The 25476-nt window shown below is 47.5% G+C and carries 20 protein-coding genes; 13 read left to right on the plus strand and 7 right to left on the minus strand.

All coding sequences use genetic code 11. The annotated features are described in order from the left end of the window. The first annotated feature begins 90 nt into the window (after positions 1 to 90). From FMS18_RS06455 to FMS18_RS06465, 3 genes are all read left to right on the plus strand, one after another. A complete protein-coding gene (locus FMS18_RS06455) occupies positions 91 to 2367 on the plus strand; it encodes an ATP-binding protein (RefSeq protein WP_163292925.1) in 2277 nt (758 codons plus the stop codon). A gap of 86 nt (positions 2368 to 2453) precedes the next feature. Then, complete coding sequence (locus tag FMS18_RS06460; RefSeq protein WP_163292926.1) at positions 2454 to 3350, plus strand: radical SAM/SPASM domain-containing protein; 897 nt, start codon at positions 2454 to 2456, stop codon at positions 3348 to 3350. 15 nt (positions 3351 to 3365) lie between these two features. Continuing rightward, entirely contained in the window at positions 3366 to 4445 is a 1080-nt protein-coding gene (locus FMS18_RS06465) for a hypothetical protein (RefSeq protein WP_163292927.1), read from the plus strand. A gap of 18 nt (positions 4446 to 4463) precedes the next feature. On the opposite strand, the gene FMS18_RS06470 is transcribed toward FMS18_RS06465, so the two are convergent. Continuing rightward, entirely contained in the window at positions 4464 to 4832 is a 369-nt protein-coding gene (locus FMS18_RS06470) for a cupin domain-containing protein (protein WP_163292928.1), read from the minus strand. 157 nt (positions 4833 to 4989) lie between these two features. On the opposite strand from FMS18_RS06470, the gene FMS18_RS06475 reads away from it, so the two are divergent. Next, positions 4990 to 7650 carry a cobyric acid synthase gene (locus FMS18_RS06475; protein WP_163292929.1) on the plus strand — a complete coding sequence of 887 codons (2661 nt, stop codon included), beginning with the start codon at positions 4990 to 4992 and terminating at the stop codon, positions 7648 to 7650. Between the two features lie 86 nt (positions 7651 to 7736). After that, positions 7737 to 8168 (plus strand): bacteriohemerythrin, encoded by a 432-nt coding sequence (locus FMS18_RS06480; RefSeq protein WP_163292930.1) that lies wholly within the window; start codon positions 7737 to 7739, stop codon positions 8166 to 8168. Between the two features lie 2 nt (positions 8169 to 8170). On the opposite strand, the gene FMS18_RS06485 is transcribed toward FMS18_RS06480, so the two are convergent. After that, positions 8171 to 10240, minus strand: coding sequence for a radical SAM protein (locus tag FMS18_RS06485; RefSeq protein WP_163292931.1), 2070 nt, complete (start codon positions 10238 to 10240; stop codon positions 8171 to 8173). A 206-nt stretch (positions 10241 to 10446) separates the two neighbouring features. Between FMS18_RS06485 and FMS18_RS06490 the strand changes: the two genes are divergently transcribed. Together FMS18_RS06490 and FMS18_RS06495 are read left to right on the plus strand one after the other, a co-directional pair. Further along, a complete protein-coding gene (locus FMS18_RS06490) occupies positions 10447 to 11973 on the plus strand; it encodes a YifB family Mg chelatase-like AAA ATPase (protein WP_163292932.1) in 1527 nt (508 codons plus the stop codon). Between the two features lie 133 nt (positions 11974 to 12106). After that, positions 12107 to 12874 carry a class I SAM-dependent methyltransferase gene (locus tag FMS18_RS06495; RefSeq protein WP_163292933.1) on the plus strand — a complete coding sequence of 256 codons (768 nt, stop codon included), beginning with the start codon at positions 12107 to 12109 and terminating at the stop codon, positions 12872 to 12874. A gap of 97 nt (positions 12875 to 12971) precedes the next feature. On the opposite strand, the gene FMS18_RS06500 is transcribed toward FMS18_RS06495, so the two are convergent. From FMS18_RS06500 to FMS18_RS06520, 5 genes are all read right to left on the minus strand, one after another. Then, positions 12972 to 13454, minus strand: a complete 483-nt coding sequence (locus FMS18_RS06500; RefSeq protein WP_163292934.1) for an isoprenylcysteine carboxylmethyltransferase family protein — start codon at positions 13452 to 13454, stop codon at positions 12972 to 12974. Positions 13455 to 13577: 123 nt separating this feature from the next. Then, positions 13578 to 14183 carry a TetR/AcrR family transcriptional regulator gene (locus FMS18_RS06505; protein WP_163292935.1) on the minus strand — a complete coding sequence of 202 codons (606 nt, stop codon included), beginning with the start codon at positions 14181 to 14183 and terminating at the stop codon, positions 13578 to 13580. Positions 14184 to 14342: 159 nt separating this feature from the next. Then, complete coding sequence (locus tag FMS18_RS06510; protein WP_163292936.1) at positions 14343 to 14624, minus strand: DUF4911 domain-containing protein; 282 nt, start codon at positions 14622 to 14624, stop codon at positions 14343 to 14345. A 144-nt stretch (positions 14625 to 14768) separates the two neighbouring features. Beyond that, a complete protein-coding gene (locus FMS18_RS06515; RefSeq protein WP_163292937.1) occupies positions 14769 to 15845 on the minus strand; it encodes a Xaa-Pro peptidase family protein in 1077 nt (358 codons plus the stop codon). Between the two features lie 5 nt (positions 15846 to 15850). After that, complete coding sequence (locus FMS18_RS06520) at positions 15851 to 17203, minus strand: NAD(P)/FAD-dependent oxidoreductase (RefSeq protein WP_163292938.1); 1353 nt, start codon at positions 17201 to 17203, stop codon at positions 15851 to 15853. Positions 17204 to 17430: 227 nt separating this feature from the next. On the opposite strand from FMS18_RS06520, the gene FMS18_RS06525 reads away from it, so the two are divergent. The 6 genes from FMS18_RS06525 (at position 17431) to FMS18_RS06550 (ending at position 25461) form a co-directional block, all read left to right on the plus strand. Continuing rightward, positions 17431 to 18249: a PstS family phosphate ABC transporter substrate-binding protein gene (locus tag FMS18_RS06525; protein WP_163292939.1), complete on the plus strand. Its 819-nt coding sequence runs from the start codon at positions 17431 to 17433 to the stop codon at positions 18247 to 18249. Positions 18250 to 18829: 580 nt separating this feature from the next. Then, positions 18830 to 19726, plus strand: coding sequence for a phosphate ABC transporter permease subunit PstC (gene pstC / locus FMS18_RS06530; RefSeq protein WP_163293061.1), 897 nt, complete (start codon positions 18830 to 18832; stop codon positions 19724 to 19726). Positions 19727 to 19831: 105 nt separating this feature from the next. Beyond that, positions 19832 to 20707, plus strand: a complete 876-nt coding sequence (gene pstA, locus FMS18_RS06535) for a phosphate ABC transporter permease PstA (protein WP_163293062.1) — start codon at positions 19832 to 19834, stop codon at positions 20705 to 20707. A gap of 224 nt (positions 20708 to 20931) precedes the next feature. Continuing rightward, positions 20932 to 22944 carry an alginate lyase family protein gene (locus FMS18_RS06540; RefSeq protein ID WP_203544545.1) on the plus strand — a complete coding sequence of 671 codons (2013 nt, stop codon included), beginning with the start codon at positions 20932 to 20934 and terminating at the stop codon, positions 22942 to 22944. Beyond that, positions 22934 to 24247 (plus strand): nucleotide sugar dehydrogenase, encoded by a 1314-nt coding sequence (locus tag FMS18_RS06545; RefSeq protein ID WP_163292940.1) that lies wholly within the window; start codon positions 22934 to 22936, stop codon positions 24245 to 24247. The genes FMS18_RS06540 and FMS18_RS06545 overlap by 11 nt, the downstream gene beginning before the upstream one ends. Before the next feature lie 26 nt (positions 24248 to 24273). After that, complete coding sequence (locus FMS18_RS06550) at positions 24274 to 25461, plus strand: glycosyltransferase family 4 protein (RefSeq protein WP_163292941.1); 1188 nt, start codon at positions 24274 to 24276, stop codon at positions 25459 to 25461. Positions 25462 to 25476 lie beyond the last annotated feature (15 nt).

The following is a 25476-nucleotide window of genomic DNA, read 5'->3' on the forward strand; positions in this document are numbered from 1 at the left end:
GGTTAACTTAGGATGTGCCGGAAAGAAAAGAAATAATGTTCGAGTTGAAAGATGTAGTTGATAGGTGGTATGATTCAACGAGGAGGATGTATGCATTCAGCCTTTCGCTTCTTCTTTTCAGCTATATGTGGAGCTGTTGTCTTGTGTCTGCTTTCCGTTGCTCAGAGATATTTAGTGGGCTGGCCTTTGCTTCCGCAGTCATTTGTAGTTCCATTTGTTTTTGGTTCAATTACTGGTGCTGTTTTTTATTTGTATACGTTGTTTGTACGAAGGCAGAGAAAGACAGAAGAGCTGCTGCATGCAAAAGAGGCCCAGCTGAAAATAGTATTGTCTGCCGCTCCTATAGGTATCGGGATGGTGGTTGATCGTGTATTTCATGAAGTGAATGATTTCTTTTGCGAAATGACAGGGTACTCCAGAACTGAATTGGTCGGTGGTTCGTCCCGGCTTGTGTATCCCAGCGATGAGGATTATAATTACGTAAGTGAATATAAATATTCCCAGATAAAAGAAAAAGGTGCAGGAACCGTTGAGACCCGTCTTAAGCGGAAAGACGGGGAAATTATACATGTCATACTGAGCTCAAAGCCTTTGGATCGTGAAGATTGGTCCAAAGGCGTTTCTTTTACTGCACTGAATATTTCTAAAAGAAAAGATGCTGAAAATTCACTTTCCAGACGAATCGTATTTGAAAATCTAGTCAGTAATGTAGCATCTGACTTTCTTAACATATCTGTGGGCCGGATTGATGAAGGTCTTACAGAGGCTCTGAAGGTTATTTGTTGTTTCACCGGAGTGAGCCGGGCTTATATTTTTCTTATGCGTGGTAATTCTTCTGTCTGTGATAATACGCATGAGTGGTGTGCTGATAATATTAGGCCGCAAATTCATGAATTGCAGAACTTAGACTTGATGAAGTTGGCTCCCCTGCTCTGGGGAAATCTTTGCAAAAATGAACCGTATTATATCCCGGATGTATCTGCTTTGCCTGAAAATCTGCCTGATAAAGAAATTCTTCAGGCACAGGATATCTGGTCGGTTCTTATAGAGCCGATGTATTTGAATGATCAGCTTGTGGGTTTTATCGGTTTTGATTCAGTTTTTTCTCATCGAAAATGGTCGGAAGAGGATATAGGAATATTGTCTTTGTTCTGTAAAAACGTAGCATTGGTTTTGGAGCGCAAAAAAACAGAAGAGATGCTGATTGCAGCAAAGTTTGAAGCTGAAACTGCTAATACTGCAAAATCGGAATTTCTTGCTAATATGTCCCATGAAGTGCGAACTCCGCTTAACGGGATAATGGGCATGCTTCAACTTATGCATATGAGCGGATTGAGTCCTAAGCAGGAAGAGCAGTATGTCTTTGCAATGGAGTCCTGCAAGCGGCTTACCCGGCTGCTAAGTGATGTGCTTGATATTACGATGATTGAATCCGGGCATCTACAAATTGTTAATGCTGAGTTTGATATGTCTAATGTTTTGAGTTCCGTCCATGCTCTTTTTAAGCCTGTTGCTGTTCAGAAAAATATTGATCTGCGAGTTGATGTTTCGGGGAATGTACCGGAAAAATTGTTTGGTGACAGCAACAGGTTACATCAAATTTTTAATAATTTGATTGGCAACGCTCTGAAGTTTACAGATTCCGGGACTATTAGAGTGGAAGTGTCTCCTTTGAAAAGCAGAGATTCTGGTAAGAATCAAATTTTGTTTTCAGTTTCTGATTCAGGAATTGGCATAGAAGAGAGTAAGCTGGAGTCAATTTTTAATTCTTTTACCCAAGTAGATGCAAGTAGAACCCGTAATTATGAGGGGGCAGGTCTAGGACTTGCCATTGTAAAGAAGCTTACAGAGTTAATGGGCGGAAATCTTTCAATCCTCAGCGAAGTAAATGTTGGCACAACTGTTCACTTTTCTTTGGTATTTGAGGTTGTTGACGAGCCTTTAAGAGTTGATAAAAGCACTTGTGTGCCGGACAGCATTTTTATTAGGAAGTTTAAGGTTCTTGTTGCTGAAGACGAAAAGGTTAACCAGCTCACGCTTAAGCATTTTCTGGAGCAATACGGTTGTAGTGTCTCAGTTGCAGGTGACGGGTGTGAACTGATGGATATGCTCCGTGCTGAGAAGACAGTGTTTGATCTGATTTTTATGGATATTCAAATGCCGAGAATGGGCGGACTTGAAGCTACTTCTCTTATTCGCGCGGGAGAGGGCGGCGAGATAGTAAAGGATATTCCAATTATCGCTTGCACTGCATATGCCATGTCGGGAGATAAAGATGAGTTTCTTTCCGCGGGGATGAATGACTATTTGTCCAAACCCACACAGATAGGGGATGTTGAACAGATTTTAATAAAGTATTCAGACTGAACTTGGCAGGGATCTTTTAATGGGGGTCTTTGAGAGGGCGAATAAAAAACTTTGAAAGGTCCGCAAGTTGGCGTACTCTATCCGCTATGTCACATGCGGATTCAATTACCCTGCTCAATCTGGAATTCAACTCCTCCTGCAACCTGCGTTGCCAGTGGTGTTCCCTTGATCATTCCAAGGAACGCAAGATTATGTCCCGCGAGGTACTTGAAAAAGTAATGCGGGAGCTGGGAGCTGGGGCGTTCAAAAATCTGCGTCGCATCGACCTGCATAATGGCGGGGAAACCCTGCTTCATCCTGATCTGCCGGGAATGCTTTCTGTCATCCGCCGTCATCGTCCTTCCATTCCTTCGTCAGTAATCATCGGCCTCCTGACCAACGGTATGTTGCTGACCCCGAAGGTTTCCGAACAAATCTGCCGCAGCCGTGCGGTTACCCAGGTCCGCTTCAGTATTGACGGTGGTTCGCCTGCCGCATTTGAGTCTATCCGCAAAGGAGCCAAATGGGATGTGGTCCGGCGCAATGTGCAGACCTTTATGGAGATCAACAGCCGGGCCAAAGAACCGGTTAAGACTGAGATAATTTGCATGATTCCGGCAGAAGGATTACCGGACGATAAGATGGACCCGGAATTTACAGCTCTTTTGCAACTAGCAGATAAGGTCAGTGTGCGTAACCCGCATAATTGGGACGGCAGTGTTGATCTTGGCGTTGACGACAGCGGCTATAAAGTTATTGCCGAAAAGCGCGTCGGTGAAGTTTGTTTCTTATTGCAAAAAAATCTGGTCATTCTGCCCGAAGGCAAGGTTACGGTTTGCTGTAACGATCTCAACGAACGTGGGGTATTCGGTTCTGTTTTGGAAAACAGTCTCGAAGAACTTGCCGCCCATCCCACCCGGCTGGAAATGATCCGGGCTTTTAAGGAAGGGCGTAAGGATGAAATTGAGTTGTGTCGCGGGTGTACCGGGTTTTATGCGCCTTAAATCAGAGGGGAAATAGTGTTACCTGAATTTCCATATATTACGCGATTCGCTGCAATCTCCGGTGGCCACGGTGGGAACAGACGAACAAGGCAGATGGCCTCTCTTTTTGCAGATATCGGAGTTGAGCTTGCCGACCTTTCTTCCTATGCGCATAGTCCGGCGACTGAATTAACTTCTGCATTGTTTTCTGCTGATCAGGATTTTGACTCTCTTTATGATTTTAACGGGCACATAGCTTCGCAACTCGGTTTGGATAAGGCTCTTTCTAAAGCTGTGGGGTTGGCTGACATCAAGGGGGCAGTTGTAGATGATCCTGTCTTTTTCCCACTCACAGTAAAGGTTCTTGCGGAAAGGAAGATCCCGGTAGTTTCAGTCATACACAATATTGAATCCTTTTTGCCTCGTTCTCTGCAAGTCAAAGCACAATGGGATTTGCTTCAAGAGGAAGTGGATGTTGTGGCAAACTCAGCTTTGTGTGTGACCATTGCCCGCGAAGATGCATGGTTGCTCCGGAATATGGGTGCGGAATGTTACAATTATCCTTACTTTCCATCTGAAGACAACGAAGCTCAATTGGCAAAAATCCGTATCGCCCGTCGCAAGTCAAAGAAAAAATTTTGCCTTTGTATGGGGACTGCTTACAATCCTCCTACATTATTTGGGATGGAAAAATTGGTTAATAACTGGTCAACAATTACAGGAGGAAATCTACCTCTTGTGCTGGCTGGTTACGGTGTGGATCGTTTTTTTGATCGGGAGAATGCACCCAAAGCAGTTAATGTTGTTGGGGGAGTCGATGACGTCAGGATGGAAGCCCTTTTGACTGAATGCAGTGTCTGTGTATTGCATCAGGATGTCGGTGCTGGGGCATTAACCAAAATACCCGAATTATTGCGTGCCGGAATCCCTGTCATTTCCAGCCAGCATGCTGCCAGAAGCTATGGAGGGCATGACGGGGTTTATGAGTATCAGGGTATGACGGAGATCCCGCAATTATTGATGCAGGTAATGCAAAGAGATTGTGCTCCTCCATCATTGCTTAAAACGGACAGCAATCAGCTATTGAACCATGTGGCCGGGGTGTTTAAACTTTAGCCAGTATTTTTATGCCCCCTAAATCCAAACATCATTTTCAGCAGTAAATTCCCCGCCATCTGCTTCTCCGGTATTGACCACACCGCGCGGCTCAATGAGCATGACCTTGCATTCTTCTGCCGTAACTGGCTTGTGCTCTACCCCTTTGGGGATTACGTACATTTCACCTGCTTTCAGGGTAACTTTTCCATCCCGGAAGAGGATATCCAGCTCCCCTTCAATTACCATGAAGGTCTCGTCCGTGTCTTTGTGGTCGTGCCATACGAATTCCCCTTTGAGCTTAGCCAGCTTGAACTGGTAGTCATTCATTTCCGCAATGACGCGCGGAGACCAATGTTCTTGGAATTTCGAAAGTTTATCCTTGAAATTGATAGCCTGATACTTCATTGTGTGCCCCCTGATTTCGGTCAAAATTTTGTGTTTTCCTGATGGTATACGGCTTTGGCTTGTTGCGCCAGAGTGAAATTAAAAGTCCTATTTGAACCCGGTCCGATTTCAAGTTATACATTGGATACAAATTTCCTTCATCCCACGGAGAGAGTGTATGAAGTCTTTTAATGAGCAGTCCTTAAAAGAACAGCTTGCTGATATAGAAACTGAAAAAAGGAAATATGCCCACGGCGGGAATCTTCGCCAGCTGGCTGACCGGGCCGGATGCCCTTCCTCTGATATTGTGGATTTTTCGGCCAATATAAACCCGTTGGGTCCTCCGGCGTGGTTGCAGCAGGAGGTGGTTAAAGCCCTTGCGGAAGTAGACCGCTACCCTGACCCGGAATGTTCGGAGCTTACTCTGGCGGCTTGTGAGAAATTTTCGGTCTGGCCTACAGAATGCGTGGCCGGGAACGGGGCTTCGGAACTGATATCAGCCATTGCGCGTGTGGGTGGATTCAAGCGGGCGGTGATTCCGGTTCCCTGTTATGTTGATTACGAGCGTTCCTGCAAACTTGCCGGACTTAAAACTGAACATATCCCTCTTGATCCGCAGCGTGGATTCGCCCCGGATTTTGATACTCTTTCATCTTTTCTAGCCGCTGCTCCGGCACTGGTTTTTCTGGCCCAGCCCAATAACCCCACCGGGACTGCTTTTGATCCGGCGGAGTTGAAGGCATTGGCCCGCAAGCATCCCGATTCCCGGTTTGTGATTGATGAGTCCTTTGCCGACTTTGTGCCGGGGCTGGAGCGGCTGGCCGGACAGCGTCCTCCCAACGTGATAACCGTTGTTTCCATGACTAAATTTTACGCTATCCCCGGTTTGCGGCTGGGGCTGGCTTTTGGCTCGCCTGAGATCATTATGGAGATCAAGAATGTGCTGCCCTGCTGGTCGGTAAATATTTTGGCCCAGAAGGTGGGACTGCGCTGTCTGCGTGATGAGGAATACGAACGTAAAACCATTGAAACCACTGTCCGGTTGCGTGAGGAACTGGTTCGGGGAATTCTGGAAGTCCCCGGTATCCGGGCCTTGCCTTCGCAGGCCAATTTCATGCTCTGTCAGGTGCAGCGGGTGGGCATGGATGCTTCCGGGCTGATCGAGCATCTTATCAAGAACAGGGTGGCGGTGCGCCATTGCGATAACTTTGACGGGCTTGATTCCACCTATTTCCGCATTGCCGTGCGCACTGAAGAAGAGAACCGGGTGCTTCTTGATGGACTCCGTTCCTTTTCCGGTATGGAAGTTTCCGCTCCTGAAGTGAAAAAGACCCCGGCCCTGATGATTCAGGGCACCTGCTCCAATGCTGGAAAATCAATCCTTGCTGCGGCATTCTGCCGTATTTTATTGCAGGACGGTTTCAAGGTTGCTCCGTTCAAGGCCCAGAATATGTCGCTCAATTCTTTTGTGACTGATGACGGGCTGGAAATGGGCAGGGCGCAGGTTACTCAGGCTGCGGCCTGTAAGCTCTCCCCGGATGTGCGTATGAATCCGGTCCTGCTCAAGCCGGGCAGCGATATTGGATCGCAGGTGGTTGTTATGGGCAAGCCGGTGGGCAATATGAAGGTCCAAAAGTACGTGCAGTATAAACCCACGGCCTTTGAAGCGGTCAAGGATGCCTACGATTCTTTGAGTGCGGACGTGGATGTGATGGTCATTGAGGGGGCGGGCAGTCCTGCGGAGATCAATCTCAAGCAGCATGACATCGTAAACATGGCCATGGCCGATTATGCCGAAGCCAAGGTGCTTATTGCCGGGGATATTGACCGGGGCGGGGTTTTTGCCTCCCTTGCAGGGACCATGGATTTGCTGGAACCCAAAGAGCGTGAGCTTGTTTGCGGATTCCTGCTCAATAAATTTCGCGGGGACGCCTCGCTTTTGACCCCGGCCCTTGATTTCACCCTCAGCCATACCGGCAAGCCTGTGCTGGGCACCATTCCCTTTATCGGCAATCTTGATTTGCCGGATGAAGATTCTGTTTCTTTTAAGGAAGATTTGAGGAAATCCGGCTCAGAGGGTAAACGTAAAGATTCTGTGGACGTAGTCTGTATTGACCTGCCGCGCATTTCAAATTTTACAGACCTTGATTCCCTAAAGGGCGAACCGGATGTGAATCTGCGGGTGGTCGACAGGCCCGAAGATCTCGGCTCGCCTGATGCCATTATTCTGCCGGGTAGTAAGTCTACTTTGTCTGACCTCGCCCACTTGCGTGAAAACGGGCTGGCTGATGCTGTGAAGGGGCTTCGCGATAAAACAGTAATCGTTGGAATCTGTGGTGGGTTCCAGATGCTTGGGCAGTTTATCAGCGACCCGGATGAGATTGAATCCGGCGGTTCTGCCGAAGGGCTGGGACTTCTTCCAGTGCAGACCACCCTTGCCCCGGAGAAGACCCTGACCCGGACCAGAGGGATACATTCCCAGAGTAAGCAGGAAGTGGTGGGCTATGAAATTCATCATGGTAAGACCGAGCCGCTGCTGCCCACTGTGCGGGCGGCCATTGTTCCGCAGGGCATTACCGGAGGCGTTCCGATATCCAAGGTACTTGGCTTTGGTTCCAAGTCCGGGCTGATTTGGGGAACTTATCTGCATGGTATTTTTGATGCTGACGAATTTCGGCGTTGGTTTGTGGATTCTTTGCGAGAGCGCAAGGGCTTGCCCAAACTGGGCCGGGTGCAGTCGGTTTTTAATATGGAAGAGAGTCTCGACCGCCTTGCTGCCGTGGTCCGTGAGAATGTGGATATGAATGCCGTGTATGCTGCTTTGGGGCTGAAAAAATAGAGATTTTAGGTGTAGATTGTTGTCGTTGTCTTCTGAAATGGTGTATAGTTTAGTAAATGGAAAGGTCTTTTTATTGAGGGGGCAATATGGGCAGGGTTGAATGGAATGACGGCTTGAATATCGGGATTAAGGAAATTGACGAGCAGCATAAGGGGTTGATCGACATAATTAACAATGTTCTGGAGGCTTTTAAAAGGGGAGAAAATGGTTCCGTCATTGACGACCTGTTGGGTAAGCTGAAGGAGTATACTGTTAGTCATTTCAATGCCGAAGAAAAATACATGGAAGAGATCGAATATCCACAACTTAGCGAGCACCGGCAGCTTCATGCGGGGCTTAAAAATAAGGTTAAGACATTTCAGGCTGCCCGGTTTCATCGTGAGGAGGTTTCCTCTGGAGAGATCAAAGGGCTTCTTTCCAATTGGCTGATAGAGCATATTCTGCGGGAAGATTATAAGATAGTTGAGTTTGTGAAACAGGGCGGTGCTAAAGATTGGTCCGAAAATATAAAAGAATGATTTTACGGGCTGAATGATTTCAACACCCTGACTGTATTGTTGCGCATGGCCCGATCTTCTGATCCGTATATTCCGATTATGATGTAGGCATCTTTCCCCTGTCTGCCGTAGCCGACAATGGTATCAAGTTTATCGCCATGGAGAGTCCCGTGATATTTTTTGAAATCTATTTCAAAATTTGAATTCCGGGCCTTGAATTCCGGCAGCTTGATTCCGTTCTCGGCTGTTACGAACGGGATTTCTTTGGCCAGTTCCTTTTCCATAAAAATCGTTATGTCCGGGATATTCATTTTTTGACCCAGATTGAAACGCAGCGCGGTTATGTCCGCGCGTTGCTGCGGATCAGTCACATTTATTTCCGGGCCGTCATCGGTTTTGATCTGTGCGACATTCCAGTCCTGCGGGACTTTTAAATTCATGCCGTAGCTGATCGTTTTCAAAGTGGACGTAGCCTGTACGGCTCTAACTACCGGGAGCCGTGTTTCCTGCAACGCAGCGGGCTGCACGGATTCCCGCATACTGCTTTGCTCATAATTTTGTGACGGTAAATATTCGTAAATATATCCATATGTTGCAGGGTGCCAGCTCAGTGCCGTTAAAGTGAAACAGAACCACATGGTTACTATTATCCAGTATAAGAACGGGTTGCTGTCTCTGGAAATTTCTTCCAGTAAATAGGTCTGTCTGTTTTTCAGGTCCATGGTCACCCAGAGCAGGAAAAGGATTCCCCAAAGCCATGGCATATCCATGATCAGGGCGGCACCGATAAGTATCAAAGCGAGCATGGATTTCCACTTGATGTTTCCACTGCCTGTGCTCATCTTTTGGCCTCTCTTGGGCTGCTTTTTCCTAGAAGTTCCATCAGTAGAGGAGATGCCACCACCTGAAAGAGGGGACTTTTTTTTTACCTGCTTCCAGAACCATATTGCCCCTTCATCAAGCTGTTCCGGCGTCATGTTTTTGGGGCGGAATACCGCTTGGCTGCAATCATATTTGGACCAGTCCTTGGCCAGCAGCCTGCCTTCAGCCTCCAAACGTTTGTACAGCGGAGTCCCGGCAAAGGGGCAAAGGATGACCGATTCCACTTCGTCAATGTCGATTTCATTTACGAAATCGAGACTTTCCTGAAAAATTTCCGGGGTATGGGAATCAAAGCCGAAGATCATGGAAGAGGTTATCTTGATTCCGAATTCATGGAATTTATCGATGGCAGCGCGCACTTCCTGCGGTGAAACAAATTTTTTGCCGGAACTGCTAAGTGCGTCTTTGGATGGAGTTTCAATGCCGATCAGCAGATATTCACAGCCGGATTCCGCTGCAAGGCGGAGCAATTCCTCATCCTGTGCCATTTTGACGGTCGATTCACCCACCCATTTGATGTTCAACGGCTTTAACGCTTTGAACAATTCAATGGCATAGTCGCGGTCCGCTGTGAGGTTGTCGGAGTGCAGTTCAAACCATTTTGTCGGGGCAGCTTTGATCTCTTCCACAATATTTTCAATGGGGCGCAGTCTGTATTTGCTTTTGAAAAATGGGGGTACAACGCAGAATTCACAGCGATGCACGCAGCCGCGCGAAACCAGCACCGACCAGATTCCCTTGTAACGTGAGGCCGGAATTATGTCTGTAGGGTAGGGGCGCAGCTTGGCCATATCCACCGGACTGCTTCGTTCATATCTCTTTTGGAGTGATTCGGTTTTGTAATCTTTTAATAATTGAGTCCAAATTCCTTCCACTTCACCCATGAGCAGCGCGTCGGCATGCTGCTCAGCTTCGTCAGGCATGAAGCTGGGGTGTAGCCCACCGAGGACCACTGTTTTGCCTTTTGCGCGGTATTTATCCGCAAGTTTATAAGCATGAACGGCATCCGGGGTATGGAAACAGATAACGATGACGTCAGCGTCTGTGTTCATCTTCGGTTTCATGTCTTGCGTTTCATCGCACATTTCCACTTTGATCCCGCGTGGGGTGGAGGCGGCAAGGGAAAAAATATTCTGCGGCGGCGCGCCCATGTATTTTTTGTATTCCTTGAACAGGCCGGGGGCCGATGCTTTGATGAGGTAAACTTTCACTTTAATGATCCTTTGAATGATTTAAGCTGTCTGTTTCCATTAATAATATAAACGCAGTCTGAGGGAATGGCAAAAATAATCATAGGTGGAATTAATCATGCTGAAAAAGGTCAGCTGTTTTTCCAGCCACTTGCTTTGAAGGTCTAAACCGGATATCAAAAAGTCGATTATTAATTTAAATACCAATTTTTACTGTTGGAAGTTCAATGATAGCAAAAGTTTCCTGCGCCGCCCTTATGGGGATTGATGCATTTAAAGTTGATCTGGAAGTTGATTTGACCCGGCAGGGCATGCCTGCATTCACAATGGTCGGCCTTGCTGAGGGCGCGGTCAAAGAGAGTAAGGAGCGTGTTTTTTCCGCGCTCAAGAACAGCGGCTATCGTATTCCGCCTTCACGCATCACCGTAAACCTTGCCCCGGCTGATATCCGTAAGGCCGGGTCGGCATACGATCTGCCTTTGGCAACGTCATTGCTCGGGGCTGCCGGGGTAATTGACCAGTCCGCGCTGGAAGGATGGTTTCTGGCCGGGGAACTTTCCCTTTCCGGCGGAGTTAAACCTGTGCACGGAGTTTTGCCTTTGGCTATCGAGGCTAGGCGCAAGGGCGCGAAGGGATTGATTGTCAGTCCTGAAAACGTAAATGAAGCCGCAGTGGTGGAAGGACTTTCAGTTTACGGGGTGCCGACCCTTTCACAATTGGTAAATTTTCTTATCGGCGAGGATAATCTTGAGCCGGCCGAGGTTGATACGGAGCTGCTTTGGTCCGGGCGTGAATCTTTCGGCCTTGATTTTTCCGAGGTCAAAGGGCAGGAGCATGCCAAGCGGGCCATTGAGATTGGCGCAGCAGGTAACCATAATCTACTTTTTGTAGGTCCTCCGGGCAGCGGCAAGACCATGCTGGCGCGGCGTATTCCCACAGTGTTACCTCCGCTGGTTTTTGAGGAAGCATTGGAGGTGACCAAAATTTACAGTGTTTCCGGGCAACTTGCGCGGGATAAATCACTGATGGTCACTCGCCCGTTCCGCGCTCCGCATCATACCATCTCCGATGCCGGACTTATCGGCGGCGGGGCTTACCCTAGGCCCGGTGAGGTCTCCCTTGCCCATCGCGGGGTACTTTTTCTTGATGAGTTGCCTGAATTCAAGAAAAATGTGCTTGAAGTTCTGCGTCAACCTTTAGAAGGCGGGGAAGTTACAATTTCCCGCGCAGCCATGTCTCTTTCATATCCGGCTGATTTTATGCTGGTTGCGGCTATGAACCCCTGTCCCTGCGGATATCTTACAGATGAACGACACGCCTGTACCTGTACCGCACAGGCGGTTAACCGTTACCGTTCTAAACTTTCCGGGCCACTTTTGGACCGTATTGACCTTCAGATTGAAGTCCCGGCGGTGGAATATAAGGATTTGCGGGATTCATCCGGGCTTGATTCTGCTTCCATGCGTGCCAATATTGAAAGGGTGCGTGAAATCCAGACCGAGCGGTACAAAGGGATGAATATCCTTACCAACAGTGAACTCTCCGGTTCCTCGCTGGAAAAGTTTTGTAAGTTAAGTGAAGCCGAACATGGTTTTCTGGAACAAGCTGTGCGCAGTTTAGGCCTTTCCGCGCGGGCATATACCCGTATTTTACGAATTTCCCGGACCATTGCCGATCTGGCTGGAGGAGAGATGATTCAGGTTCAGCATTTGGCTGAGGCTATCAATTACCGGAGTATGGATAGGCAGGGCTGATTTTGCAGGCAATCAGATAGGTCCTATGAAAATAAAAATGTTGTTTTTGGTGCATAATTGGCACATTTCAGCTGTTGCCAAGTCCGGCTTGCTGTAATATTACCTACCGTACGGGTTATTTCAGGGAGGGGTAATGAAGCCGGTAATGAATGCTTGTACTGCTCAGCAGGAACTTTGGGATCAGGTCTTTTCAGAGTCCGAGAGCTATTTCGGGGAACAGCCTAGTGCGCTTGCGCAAAAGTCGCTTGAGCTTTTCCGCGAAAATGATGTCTGTTCCGTGCTTGAGACCGGATGCGGTCAAGGGCGCGATACGTTTCTTTTTGCCGGAGACGGGTTAAAAGTTACGGCCCTTGATTATTCCAGCCGAGCGGTTGATGAAATTACCGCCAAAGCATCTTCCTCCTCATTCTCATCCTATATTGATTCCCGCTGCTTCGATATCCGCAAACCGCTCCCTTTTGACTCCAATTCTTTTGATGCCTGCTATTCACATATGCTGATGTGTATGGAATTGACCATGGCTGAAGTTTCCTGCGCTTTAAGTGAATTGCACAGAGTGCTTAAGCCTGGTGGTCTGGCTGTTTATTCCGTGCGTTCCATTTTTGACCGTCATTACCGGGCCGGGGAACATCTCGGCGAGAATCTGTATGAAGTCGGGAAATTCGCGGTCCATTTTTTCAGCGAGGATAAATTGAAGGGGCTTGCCAGCGGCTTTAAAATCAAATCCATTGAGCGGGTTGAAGAAGGAGCGCTGCCCCGCGACCTCTTTTGCATTGTGATGGAGAAATGTTCCACCCGCTACGCACCTACTTTTGAATCATGTTCCTATGGAAAACAGCGTGCCGGAAAAGTACCTTTCTCACGTAACCGGGCGCACTATCATTGTCCCGGCGGGACATGATAGGTTCCATGCGTTTCAGTTGAAGCGTCCAAGATTATTTCACAAAAAAAGTCTGACCAAAAGGCCAGACTTTTTTTAGATTTTATTTAGACAATCTCTAAAGCAGTTCTTTTAGATTCGGGACAATGGACGGGACTTTCTTTTTGTAGTCCATGTATTCCTTGCCGAAAATTTCTTCCAGAACGGCTTCTTCTTCCGGGATATGGTGCAGGAATTTGTAGTAGGCTACAAAGCACATGCCGAAAAGCAGCCACGCCTGAGTTGCTATGGCACTCCCGGTAAAGATGAAAGCTATCCATGCAAAATAGAGCGGGTTGCGCACGATGGCGAAAGTCCCGGTGGTTTCCAGTCTTTGTTCGGCTACCGCTTTTTTGACTGTTACCCCGGATATGAAAAGAAAAGCGATTCCGATTCCCAGCAGCATGCCGCCCAGAATATTAAACGCCGCACTGGGCAGAAAGGTCATTAAGAAAAATCTGGGAAAAATCAGGGTAATGATCAATGCGGCGAGGCCGTAAATGATTGTGGGTTTGAATATTTTCAAGCCGACTCCGAATACACTCATACTTCGTTCTTCCATAATCTGCTCCACTATTTTCCAGTTGGTTCAGCACCTTTGCAACTGCAAGCGAATTAAAATTTATTGACCTGATCATATTCTAACAGTTTCAACAAAAGAGCAACAAAAACCGTTTGTTGAGTGTTATTCTTTTTTGAATAAATACATGTGGCACATGTCAGTAAGTTCGATAAATGCTTTATTCATGTCCGGTTCTCCTGCTTCCAGAAAGCAGCGATGCATTGTTTCTTCAATGGCCCCACTGACCAGCCTTGCCCCCAAAGTGATGTCATTTATTCTTACTGTTTTTTCGCAATTTGTAAGAATTTCAGCAACTCCATCCTGCAATGCCGTTACTATGCTGCGGTCCAGACGGGCCATATGGGACTCCCTGTTTTTCAAGGCCAGCATTTCGCGGTGTAGTTCTGTAGATAGAGTATGGGCTTGTTTGGCAGTCTCGATAATATATGTAGTGATTTCGCGGGTGCTTTTAGCGTATGGAGCGTTCTGGGCAAAATTTCCGTACACCCCTTTGGTTATACTGGCTGTATATGCTTCGCTGACCTGATTCAGAAGATCTTTTTTGTCTTTGAAGTAGCTGTAAAAGGAGCCCACTGAAACTTTGGCTTCGCCAGCTAACTCGGTAACCCCCGTTCTGTGAAATCCCTTCTCGGAAAATAATTTCATCCCGGCAACGATGATCCGCCGCTTCTTTTCTTTACTTCTCTTCTGGACCGGTGCTCTGCTCATTATTACTCCGAAGTTTATAAATATATTTTATGAATATAAATTCATATTCATATTGTCAATAAATATGAATCAAAATTCATATTAGGAATAAGAGCAGCAAAAAAGAAAAGCCCGGTACTGAATAGCACCGGGCTGAATGGTATAAATTGCGGTTTGAATTTAAGCCGGATCAGATGGATTGGGCAGGAATTTGATGTCGATTTCTTGCTTCAAGCCGTTCATGAACTGGCGGAATTCCCTTTCCTGATGCGGACTGTAGCGCAGCATAAGGATTCCTTTGAATCTGTCGGCAATGGTAAAAAGCGCGAGATTGTCTACGGCCTCCATAAGGAAACGGAAGATTGCAATGTCAGATGGAGCAATCTGGATATACATGCGGCTGGAATTTTCCGGCGGCGGGGGCAGCGGACGCGGACGAGGTTTTCTTTTTCTGCGGGCCATTTAGAATATATTACTTCGTCCCATGCAAAGAGGCGAAGCCCTAATAAAAGGTTTTGGGATTCTTAAACCCTTTTGCAAAAGGGTTTAAGGCCCCCGGCAGGGGTGCCGGAGGCGTCATGAATATAAATGAGCTTAGCGCATCAACTAAAGTATCTTATATCCGTCTTCAGTGATGAGTACCATGTATTCCCAGCGGATACCGCCCCAATCGGAGTAGTAGAGACCTGGCTCAATAGTGATGATCATGCCCGGCTTCAGTTCACCTGAAGCAATGGGGCTTACACTGGGCGGCTCATGTGTTTCAAGGCCGATACCGTGTCCGAGCGAATGGGTAAAGTACTTTTCGACCCCGTATTTTTCAAAAACAGCCTTGGCGGTGTGATAGGCATGCTGAATGGGCAGGCCGGGACGCAGCACTTTGATGGCTTCCATCTGGGCTTCCTGAACCTGATCGCGCACAGTGAGAAAACGGTCCGAAGGCTTGTCGCCGACCCAGAAAGTGCGGGTCTGGTCGGAGCAGTAGTCTCCGAGACGTCCTCCCATATCGATAAGTACCAGTGAGCCGTCTTCGAGCTTGTCGTTTCCGGGAATGGCGTGAGGCAGGGCCGCATTGGGACCGATGCCGACAATGGAAGGAAAGGCCAGTTCGGATGCGCCGTTATTGCGGAAAAGCTGTTCCACATCCCACGCAATTTCAGCTTCAGTGCGACCGGGAACGAGCTTCGGCTCCAGCAGTTCATAAACCTTGTGGTTCAGGGCGCAGGATTCTTCCATAAGCTTGATTTCGTCTGCATCTTTTATAAGACGCAGATCTTCCACCAGCCCGGAAACCGGTTTCAGTTCACAAAGATCGGTAAGTTTTTCATGCTCAAAAATATTTATGGACTTGGGATCATATGAAATTTTTTTGAGGTCATTGGACTTGAAAAAATCCCGCAGGGCATCGAATTTACGCCCGGAATAAATGAAAATATCATCTTCTTTCCAGACCTTGCGGGCTGCATCGTGGTAGCGGGGATCAGTGAGCAGGAAGTCGCGCCCATCAGGATCAATGATCAGCCAGCCTGCTGTTTCATTGCACTGGGGATCGTGAAGTTCAAAGCCGCTGAGGTAGTAGCGGTTGGCTGCGAAGCTGACCAGAAGAGGAGGGTGTCCGCGGTCTTTGAGCCGTCTGCGAACATTCTCCCGCCGTTGTTCATAAGTGGCGGTGGAAATTGTCATGTGCTTTAACTGATCCTGTATGTGGTTTCCGGCTGTCCGTTAATCATCCGTTCAGCCCATTCTACTCCCTGCATTACGGAATGATCCATGTTGGAAACTTCGTATTTCCAGCCGCCGAAACGGCCACGGGAATAGATGTTCATGGATTCAAGCGCAGGCTGTAAAACTTTTAACGCTTCATCGCGTTGCAGGCAAGGGATGGGATAACCGTAATCCACATTTATTGACCAGCGGGATATAATATCGCTTAGTTCGTCTTCATTCAGCATGCTGGTGTTGACCAGACCGTCTTCCACCTGCTGAATAATTTTGTTTTTATCAATAATCTTGTCATGGGAGTAGGACACCTCACACATCAGCGCCCGCCCTTTGCCCGGTTCCGGGGTGTTGTTGGGCGAGTAGTTGTGGAAATTGGTAACCCTGTAAAAGGGGTTGTTGTCTTCAGGAAAATACATCCAGCAGCGCGAATCCGGCTTGGAGCTGGAAAGTCCTATTCCAGCCACAACTACGCTATTATGTTTGAGAGATTTTGCCGCGTTCACGAGTTGCGCGGGCGGATCAGTCAGCCAGCGCGAGGCTAGAATATCAATGGGGCCGGTGTTGAGCAGATGTTCATATTCAAATGAATTGCCCTCTGTATCAGTGACGGTTTTGGATTTGGGATCAATAGACGTCACATGGGTATCATATTTTATATGATCGGAAACAGTGGCAGCCAGTTTTTTAAAGATGGTTCCGGTTCCGCCCTTGAGGGGGAATTTAAATTTGTTGTTCGGTCCCCATGAAAGTTTGTCACGTTCGAGAATGATATTTTTGATCACCGAGCGCAGGTCGATCACACTTACCCGTTCCCTGATCCATGAGAAAGACATCTTCTCAGGCTGGGTGGCCCATACCTTATAATTATAAGGCTCCATAAAATATTTGGCGATCCCTTTGCCAAAGACAGAGTGAATCCATTCAAGAAAGTTCTCAGGTGTTTCTTCAGAACGCTCTCCGGGCAGAAGTCCACGCACGCATTCCCATTTTTCCTGATTGGGGAGGTGGCGAATGTTGTTCTGAAAAGGGTAGGGAACCCAGCTTTTAAGGATGCGCACCCATGATTCGCGCAGATGCTCAGTGTATTCGCCCTGCAATAGCCCTTCGATCAGATTGTCATAATATTCGTAATGGGAAAACATGACATGCCCGCCAATATCCCAGGTAAATCCTTTTCCGTCCGTAAAGCTTGAGGCTAAACCTCCGGGCCAGGAATTTTTTTCCAGTACAAGGAAGGATTTTTCTCCAAGTTCGGAAAGCCGACGGGCCGCTCCAAGTCCAGTCGGACCCGCACCGATTATGACATATCTGCATTTCATCGCTTTTACTCCGCAACATAAAATTTAAATATGTCGTAACAGAAGCAAAGCCTATGCCATCTGCCTTTTCTTAGAAAACGAAAGGAAACAGCACTGTCACTTATCTTTCTTGTGGGCGTAACAGGTTTGTAACTAAGTTCAGATAGACCATTGCACAACGATAGAAAACGGACGCGGTAAAAAAAGAACTGAGTCTGAAATTAAAATTCCATTTTTGGAGGAAAAAGATGAAAAAAATTATTGCTCTCGTTGCTGTAATGGTAATGGCTTTTACAGGTTCCGCATTTGCAGGTTCCATTCAGGTTAAAGGTTCCACCACTGTTCTGCCGCTTATGCAGAAAGCTGCTGAAGCTTTCATGAAGGCCAACCCCAATGTTTCCATTTCTATTTCCGGTGGCGGCTCTTCCAACGGTGCTAAGGCTCTGATCGACGGCACTACCGATGTTGCCATGATGTCCCGCGACATGAAGGGCGGCGAAATTCAGAAAGCCACCGACAACGGACGCAAGCCTTACCAGTTCATCGTTGCACTTGACTGCATCGTTCCGGTTGTAAATCCCGGCAACCCCGTTTCCAAGCTCAGCAAAGATCAGCTTTGGGGCATCTACACCGGTAAAATCAAAAACTGGAAAGAAGTGGGTGGCGAAGATGCAAAGATCGTTGTTATCTCCCGCGACACTTCCTCCGGTACCTACGATTGCTGGAAGAGCAAGGTAATGAAGAAAGACGGCAAGAAACACCGCGTATTCCCCGGCGCTCTGCTGCAGGCTTCCAACGGTGCTGTTGCACAGGCTGTTTCCAAGAATAAAAAAGCCATCGGCTACGTTGGCCTTGCCTACTTGAACAAGGAACTCAAGGGCGTAGTTGTAAACGGCGTGGGTGCTTCCGTCGCCACTGCCAAAGACGGTTCCTACCCCATCTCCCGTGGTCTGAACCTCTACACTCCCGGCACTCCCAGCGGTGAAACCAAAGCTCTTCTCGATTACATGATGAGCCCCGCAGGCCAGAAGCTTGCTGCTGACACCGGTTTCATTCCCGTAAAATAGTAAAGGCTTTTCGTAAAAGCCGGGTCCGACATTAATAAATAAGGTCCGGGGGGACTTCAAAAGTCCCCCCGGAATTTGAAGTCTCTAAGACAAACGTTAAAATTATATCAGGGGAAAAGTCGTGATAACGTCCCGCAATATCTGTTTACTGCTGATCACTCTCGCTGTTCTGGCCGGGGTATATGCTTATAAGCTCGGTGTGCGCACTGAAGCTGAACAGATTTTTATTTCCTCAGCCGAGAAGGTGGAGCAAAGGGGAGACTATTCCATGAGTGCTGAAGGTGCACTCAAGAAAGTCATGATGCTTTCCACCCATGAAGTTGTTGAATCCACGGAAGAGACAGGTTTCAGCAGGGCTGAGAAAGAACTCAGAGTGAGAGAGCTTAATGCCGAACTGAACAGGGTTTATACATATGTTCGCACTGATTCAAAAGTGATGGGTAGGGATAAGGCGGATGTTGAGGTCTTGGGTGCCATCAAAGCCAGTGCTGAGAGTCTGGTTTCATCGAGATCCACAGGCTGGTATGTTTTCAGCGGCATTCTCGGTTTTCTGGGTGTGGTAATCTTCGCTATCTCTACAATTTCGCTCAGCAGGCGTACCACCGAGCGCATCATCCATTCAGCCTTCCTGATTACCGCGTTTACCTCGATTCTGGTGCTCTTCCTGATCATGATGTTTCTCTTTGTGGAAGGTCTACCTATATTCAAGCATGTTTCTGTCAGTGACTTTATTTTCGGTCATGAATGGTATCCCACCGATGAGGATGATCCTGCTTTCGGAATCTGGCCGCTTATTGTCGGTTCCGGCGCGGTGACACTTGTTTCGTCCATTATCGCCATTCCCCTCGGTGTGATGACCGCCATCTACCTTGCTGAAATCGCCCCTTTAAGAGTCCGTAATATCATCAAGCCCGCAGTTGAGATGCTGGCGGCCCTGCCCTCGGTTGTTATCGGTTTTTTCGGTATGGTTGTGGTTGCTCCTTTTCTGCAGAATACCTTTGATATCGCGGTGGGCCTGAACCTTTTCAATGCTTCGGTTATGCTGGCTTTCATGGCGGTCCCGACCATCACCAGTATTTCTGAAGATGCCATTTATTCCGTACCCCCGGAACTCAAGGAAGCTTCCCTCGCTCTCGGTGCCACCCACTGGCAGTCCATATATAAGGTTATCGTTCCCGCTTCCCTGTCCGGGATTTCTACCGGGGTTATCCTCGGCATGGCCCGTTCAATCGGCGAAACCATGGTTGTACTTATGGTTGCAGGTGGCGCAGGGCTGCTGCCCACATCAATCTTTGATCCGGTCCGGCCCATGCCCGCCTCAATCGCCGCTGAAATGGGAGAAGCTCCGTTTCACAGTGATCACTATTACGCGCTCTTCGCAATCGGCATGGTGCTTTTTCTGTTCACTATGGCGTTTAACCTCATTGCGGATTACGTGGCCCATAAATACAAACAGGTCGGTTCCGCCTCCTTGTAACGGAAAAGCACGGGACAACAATTGGTGAAAGAAATGAATAATGTTGAAACACTAGAACAAGTGGAATCCATGATGGAAAGTAATGTTGAAGTTGCCGAGACCATAATGGAAACGGGCAGTAATAATTATTCAATGCGTGAGAAGATTCAGAAGGTGATCTTCCTGCTTTTCAAATGTGCTGCGGCTGTTAATGGTCTTGCGCTGCTGATTATTGTTGGATTTGTTCTTTATTACGGACTTCCAGCCATAAGCTGGGAGTTTCTAACTGAAAATCCTCGCGATTCCATGACCGCAGGCGGAATCTTCCCCTGCATTGTGGGAACCATAGTGCTCAGCTACGGGGCCTTGATGATCGCCCTGCCGTGGGGCATTGCCACTGCCATTTATCTCAACGAATATGCTACATCTCCCAGACTGGTGCGCATTATTCGTCTTGGTATCAATAATCTTGCAGGCGTTCCGTCCGTTGTCTTCGGGTTATTCGGACTTTCCCTATTCGTTACCGTTATGGGTATGGGTGTAAGCATCATGGCTGGGGTCTGCACTCTCGGCGCGCTGGCTCTTCCTCTAGTTATCGGCGCATCTGAAGAGGCACTTCGTTCCGTCCCTCAGACCTACCGCGAAGCTTCTCTAGGACTCGGGGCCACCAAATGGCAGACCATCTATAAGGTCGTGCTTCCCGCTGCTCTGCCCGGAATGCTGACCGGGGCTATCCTGACTCTTTCAAGGGCGGCCGGGGAAACCGCAGCGATCATGTTTACCGCAGCCGTCTTCTTCACCCCGGAAATGCCGGAATCCCTGTTTGATGATGTTATGGCACTTCCTTACCACATCTATGTTCTGGCAACTGCCGGTACTGAAATCGAAAAAACAAGGCATATCCAGTACGGCACCTCCCTCGTACTGATCACCCTTGTTCTGAGTATGAATATGCTGGCTATTTTCATCAGGGCAAAGATGCAGAGAAAAGGCAACAAGTAATTTTCATCCTCACCTCTTGACCGTGTTTGAAACGGCCCGTGCGTGTTTGCGTACGGGTCGTTTTTGTTTCGTGCCTTCCCCAGACCCCATCCCTTTCAGAAATTTTTATTATGGTTTCGCCGCTTCGCATTTAGGGGCTTGTGTAATCAGATATAGTAGTCGGGAATAAATTGTGTTATTTTGATGCTGTCTAAATATCTCTTGGAAACAGGTGGTTATGGTCTATGCGGATAAAAAAACTCAGTTGGTTGATTGCCCGCTTAAAGCGCATGAGTGTGCCCGAAATATTTTATCGGGTGCGTTTGGCGTGCGTGACGGAGCTTCAATCAAGGGGCTTTTTTATCGCTGAATCTGACGCCGCCCGAGGGGATAGTCATTCCGTTCTCAATAAAGATTTTTCCGAGGTTGATGCTGATATTTATCTTGAGGCGGCAGATAAAATTCTCAATGGTAATTTCAATGTTTTTGCCCTTCGCGATTGCCCGCTTGGTTTCCCACCTGATTGGAATAAAGATCCCCTTACCGGAACTGTTGCCCCGCTTAATTTCGGTAAAAAACTTAACTACCGGGATGAATACCTTGCCGGTAATATTAAGTACCTTTGGGAACCCAATCGCCATTTGGAACTAGTCACTCTTGCTCAGGCTTACAAATTATCCGGTGATATAAAATATGCGCATGGTTGCAGGGAGATGTTGCAATCATGGTTTGAAGAATGTCCGTATTTATATGGACCCAATTGGACCAGCTCCCTTGAAATTGCTGTGCGGCTCACCAACTGGGCCTTTGTATGGCATTTTTTAGGAGGAGATGAGTCTCTGCTTTTTGCCGGAAGTGAGGGGCAAAAATTTAAAGAATGTTGGCTGGAATCCATTTTTCAGCACTGCCATTTTATCAACGGTTACTATTCGAGATATTCATCCGCCAATAATCACCTGCTTGGTGAGTACATGGGGCTTTTCATTGCTTCAACGGTCTGGCCCTGCTGGAAAGAGAGTCAAAGTTGGCAGGCGGAAGCAAAGGCCGGGCTTGAAGCAGAAGCACTTAAACAGAATTTTGCGGACGGTTGTAATCGGGAGCAGGGCATTTGGTATCACCATGAAGTTGCGGATATGTTGCTTATCTGCGCTCTTGTGGCCCGTGCAAATGGAATAGTTTTTTCAAATAATTATTGGGGCCGTCTGGAGTCCATGATTGAGTTTGTCGGGGCAATGGCGAATGTGAATCTATGCTTGCCCATGATCGGTGATTCCGATGATGCGGTGATGGTTCGTTTTGTGCCGGAGGAAGGCTTTTCTGTATATCGATCACTGCTTGCAACCGGGGCAGTTCTTTTCAAGCGTCCCGATTTTGCGCGTAAAGCTGTTTTTTTTGATGACAAAAGCCGCTGGCTGTTAGGTCATGTCGGTGAATCTAGCTTTGATGAGTTGTTGAGTGTCGCGCAAAGTAAATCTTATGGGTTTCGGCGAACTTTTCCTGATGGTGGCTATTATATTTTGGGGAAGGATTTTGAAACAGATAAGGAAGTGAAAATTATTGTAGATGCCGGACCGCTGGGATTTACTTCAATTGCCGCCCATGGTCATGCCGACGCACTTTCCATGACCCTCTCCATCGGCGGGGATGAGTTGTTTATTGATCCCGGAACATACGCATATCACACAGAGCGGAAATGGCGGGATTATTTCAAAGGCACATCGGCCCACAACACGGTGCGTATTGATAAGCAGGACCAGTCCGTGTCGGGCGGTAATTTTATGTGGACCGGGCATGCCCGTGCTTGGTGTGATGGTTTTGAAGCTTCGGCAGAGCAGGATTTTTTTAGTGGAGCGCATGATGGTTATACCCGTTTTGCTGATCCGGTCGTCCACTCCCGTAGTGTTAAATTTAAGAAAGACTTAGGCGTAGTTGAGGTTTGTGATAGTCTGGATTGTACGAAAGAACATGGGATTGAGATATTCTGGCATGTTGCGGAGTCCTGTACTGTAGAAATACGAGGAGGGAGTGTGTTTATAAACTCCCCGAAGGTATGTCTTGAAATGTCCATGCCCGGCAGCGACATGAATCCGGAATTATTTCAAGGCAACGAGGAGCTTCCACTTGGCTGGATATCCAGAAAGTTTGATTTCAAAATTCCATCCCCGACAATAGTCTGGAGCGGAACCTTTGAAGGCAAAAATGAGTATTTAACCGTGGTTAAATATAATTTTGAGCAGAGAGGCGGGAATGAAAGTTAGCATATTTGGTTTGGGGTATGTCGGATCAGTCTCTGCCGGGTGTTTGGCCAAGGAGGGGCATGAAATTGTCGGTGTTGATCCGAATCAGACCAAAGTCGACATGATCAATGCGGGCCAGACTCCCATAATTGAAGAATATATTGATGAAATTATCCAGCAGGTTGTTCAAGGAGGTTCTTTGAGGGCAACAGTTTCTGCTGAGGAAGCTGTTAATTTTTCTGAGATTTCTCTCGTTTGCGTCGGTACGCCAAGCCAGTTTAATGGCAGCTTGGATTTGTCCTATGTTCGTAGAGTCTGCGAGGATATAGGTGCTGTACTTAAGGATAAGGATGAGTTTCATGTAGTGGTCATTCGCAGTACAATCCTGCCGGGGTCCATGCATTCGCTGGTTATTCCTGCTTTGGAAACCGGATCAGGGAAGGTTGCCGGCGTTGATTTTGGTGTGTGCAACAACCCGGAGTTCCTGCGTGAAGGAACTTCGGTTCATGACTTTTACCACCCTCCGAAAACAGTTATCGGGGAAAGTGATTCTAAAAGTGGGGATATTCTTGCTTCTCTTTATTCCAATATTGATGCCCCGCTGATCAGGACCGAGATGGAAGTGTCCGAGATGGTGAAATATGCCGATAACAGCTGGCATGCAGTCAAGGTCGCTTTTGCAAATGAGATCGGCTCAATTTGTAAAGAGGTCGGGATAGACAGCCATAAAGTTATGGATATTTTTTGTGCAGATACCAAGCTCAATATTTCTCCTTATTACATGAAGCCGGGCTTTGCTTTTGGCGGCTCCTGTTTACCCAAGGATGTGAGGGCCCTTACTCATAAAGCGAATCGACTGGGGTTGGATCTGCCTCTTTTGAATAATATATTGCGTAGTAACAGGCGTCATGTTGAGCGAGGTTTGTCCATGATTATGGGCAAGGGCAACAGGAAGGTTGGGTTCCTTGGTTTTAGTTTTAAAGCCGGTACTGATGATTTGCGCGAAAGTCCGTTGGTGGAAGTAATCGAACAACTTATCGGTAAGGGATTTGAACTTAAACTGTATGACCGTAATGTGAATGCTGCCAAGCTGCTTGGTGCCAACCGTGATTATATAATGAACCGTATTCCGCATATCTCAAAGCTCATGGTTTCAGATATTGAAAGTGTGCTTGAATATGCTGAGACCATTGTTGTGGGTAATAGTTCCCCGGAATTTAAAGATATTCAGTCTAGGTTGCGGCCCGGTCAGGTTGTTGTTGATCTGGTCAGGGTTGTTGAATCTTCATCTGAGAATGAGGATATTGACGGCATTTGCTGGTAAGAAAATATAATTTTGCGGAGTCTCTTGTGTCGCGAAAAGTCTTGATCCTTGTTGAAAATTTACCTTCCCCTTTTGACCGGAGGGTTTGGCAGGAAGCCACGTCTTTGCATGGTGCGGGGTATCATGTCTCCATTATCTGCCCCACAGGTAAAGGATATGAAGAATTTTATGAAGAGATAGAAGGAATTCATATCTACCGCTACGACCTGCCTGTGGAAGGAGAAGGGGTAAAGGGATACGCTTTAGAATATGGCGCGGCATTGTGGCACACTTTCAGGTTGGCGTGGAAAGTCCGCCGGGAACAGGGATTTGATGTTATCCATGCCTGCAATCCGCCGGACCTGCTTTTTCTGATCGGTCTTGTTTTCAAGCTGATCTATAAAACAAAGTTTATTTTTGACCATCACGACATCAACCCTGAACTTTATGAAGCGAAATTCAATAAACGGGATTTTTTCTGGAAGTTGATGGTCTGGCTTGAAAGGGCGACGTTCATGGCTGCGGATGTGTCTATTGCCACCAATGAATCTTATAAACGTATTGCCATTGAACGGGGCAAAATGGACCCTGAGAAAGTCTATGTGGTGCGCAGCGGTCCCAAGTTGGATCGCTTGCGGTTTATTCCCCCTGTTGAAGCCCTTAAAAAAGGGCGGCCGTATCTGGTGGGCTATGTGGGAGTAATGGGCAAACAGGAAGGACTTGATCTCTTGCTGCAAGCGGTCCGCTATATCGTTCATGATTTGAACCGGCATGATATCCATTTCGGTCTGGTCGGCGGCGGGACATCATTGCAGGATGCAAAGATACTGGCAGAAGAACTTGATGTTTCAGACTATGTAACTTTTACCGGAAGGGTCCCGGATCAGGAGTTGCTCGAGATGCTCAACACTGCTGATATCTGCGTAAACCCTGACGTTGCAAATGAAATGAATGATAAGTCCACTATGAATAAAATTATGGAATATATGGCTCTTGGGAAGCCTCTCGTTCAATTTGATTTAACGGAAGGAAGATTCTCAGCACGGGGGGCGTCTCTCTATGCCGCGCCGAATGATTATAAAGACATGGGCGATAAAATCGTACAGCTTCTGGGATCTCCGGATCTCAGAGAAAAAATGGGAGCACTGGGTTATCGCAGAGTCAGAAATGAACTGGAATGGAAGTACGAGGAGCCAAAGTTACTAAAAGCTTATGAAGCTGTTTTTAAAGATTAAAAAAACTTGTAATTT

Origin of the sequence: Desulfovibrio sp. JC022 (genome assembly GCF_010470665.1) — a bacterium.
GTDB lineage: Bacteria > Desulfobacterota > Desulfovibrionia > Desulfovibrionales > Desulfovibrionaceae > Maridesulfovibrio.

Bases quoted from the DNA above. Each gene is read 5' to 3' on its own strand.
- FMS18_RS06495 (WP_163292933.1), top strand. From the start codon at position 12,107: ATGAAGCCGGTAATGAATGCTTGTACTGCTCAGCAGGAACTTTGGGAT.
- FMS18_RS06545 (WP_163292940.1), top strand. From the start codon at position 22,934: ATGAAAGTTAGCATATTTGGTTTGGGGTATGTCGGATCAGTCTCTGCC.
- FMS18_RS06510 (WP_163292936.1), bottom strand. From the start codon at position 14,624: ATGGCCCGCAGAAAAAGAAAACCTCGTCCGCGTCCGCTGCCCCCGCCG.
- FMS18_RS06460 (WP_163292926.1), top strand. From the start codon at position 2,454: ATGTCACATGCGGATTCAATTACCCTGCTCAATCTGGAATTCAACTCC.
- FMS18_RS06505 (WP_163292935.1), bottom strand. From the start codon at position 14,183: ATGAGCAGAGCACCGGTCCAGAAGAGAAGTAAAGAAAAGAAGCGGCGG.
- FMS18_RS06480 (WP_163292930.1), top strand. From the start codon at position 7,737: ATGGGCAGGGTTGAATGGAATGACGGCTTGAATATCGGGATTAAGGAA.
- FMS18_RS06500 (WP_163292934.1), bottom strand. From the start codon at position 13,454: ATGGAAGAACGAAGTATGAGTGTATTCGGAGTCGGCTTGAAAATATTC.
- FMS18_RS06490 (WP_163292932.1), top strand. From the start codon at position 10,447: ATGATAGCAAAAGTTTCCTGCGCCGCCCTTATGGGGATTGATGCATTT.
- FMS18_RS06525 (WP_163292939.1), top strand. From the start codon at position 17,431: ATGAAAAAAATTATTGCTCTCGTTGCTGTAATGGTAATGGCTTTTACA.
- FMS18_RS06475 (WP_163292929.1), top strand. From the start codon at position 4,990: ATGAAGTCTTTTAATGAGCAGTCCTTAAAAGAACAGCTTGCTGATATA.
- pstA (WP_163293062.1), top strand. From the start codon at position 19,832: ATGGAAACGGGCAGTAATAATTATTCAATGCGTGAGAAGATTCAGAAG.
- FMS18_RS06520 (WP_163292938.1), bottom strand. From the start codon at position 17,203: ATGAAATGCAGATATGTCATAATCGGTGCGGGTCCGACTGGACTTGGA.
- FMS18_RS06515 (WP_163292937.1), bottom strand. From the start codon at position 15,845: ATGACAATTTCCACCGCCACTTATGAACAACGGCGGGAGAATGTTCGC.
- FMS18_RS06540 (WP_203544545.1), top strand. From the start codon at position 20,932: ATGCGGATAAAAAAACTCAGTTGGTTGATTGCCCGCTTAAAGCGCATG.
- FMS18_RS06455 (WP_163292925.1), top strand. From the start codon at position 91: ATGCATTCAGCCTTTCGCTTCTTCTTTTCAGCTATATGTGGAGCTGTT.
- FMS18_RS06470 (WP_163292928.1), bottom strand. From the start codon at position 4,832: ATGAAGTATCAGGCTATCAATTTCAAGGATAAACTTTCGAAATTCCAA.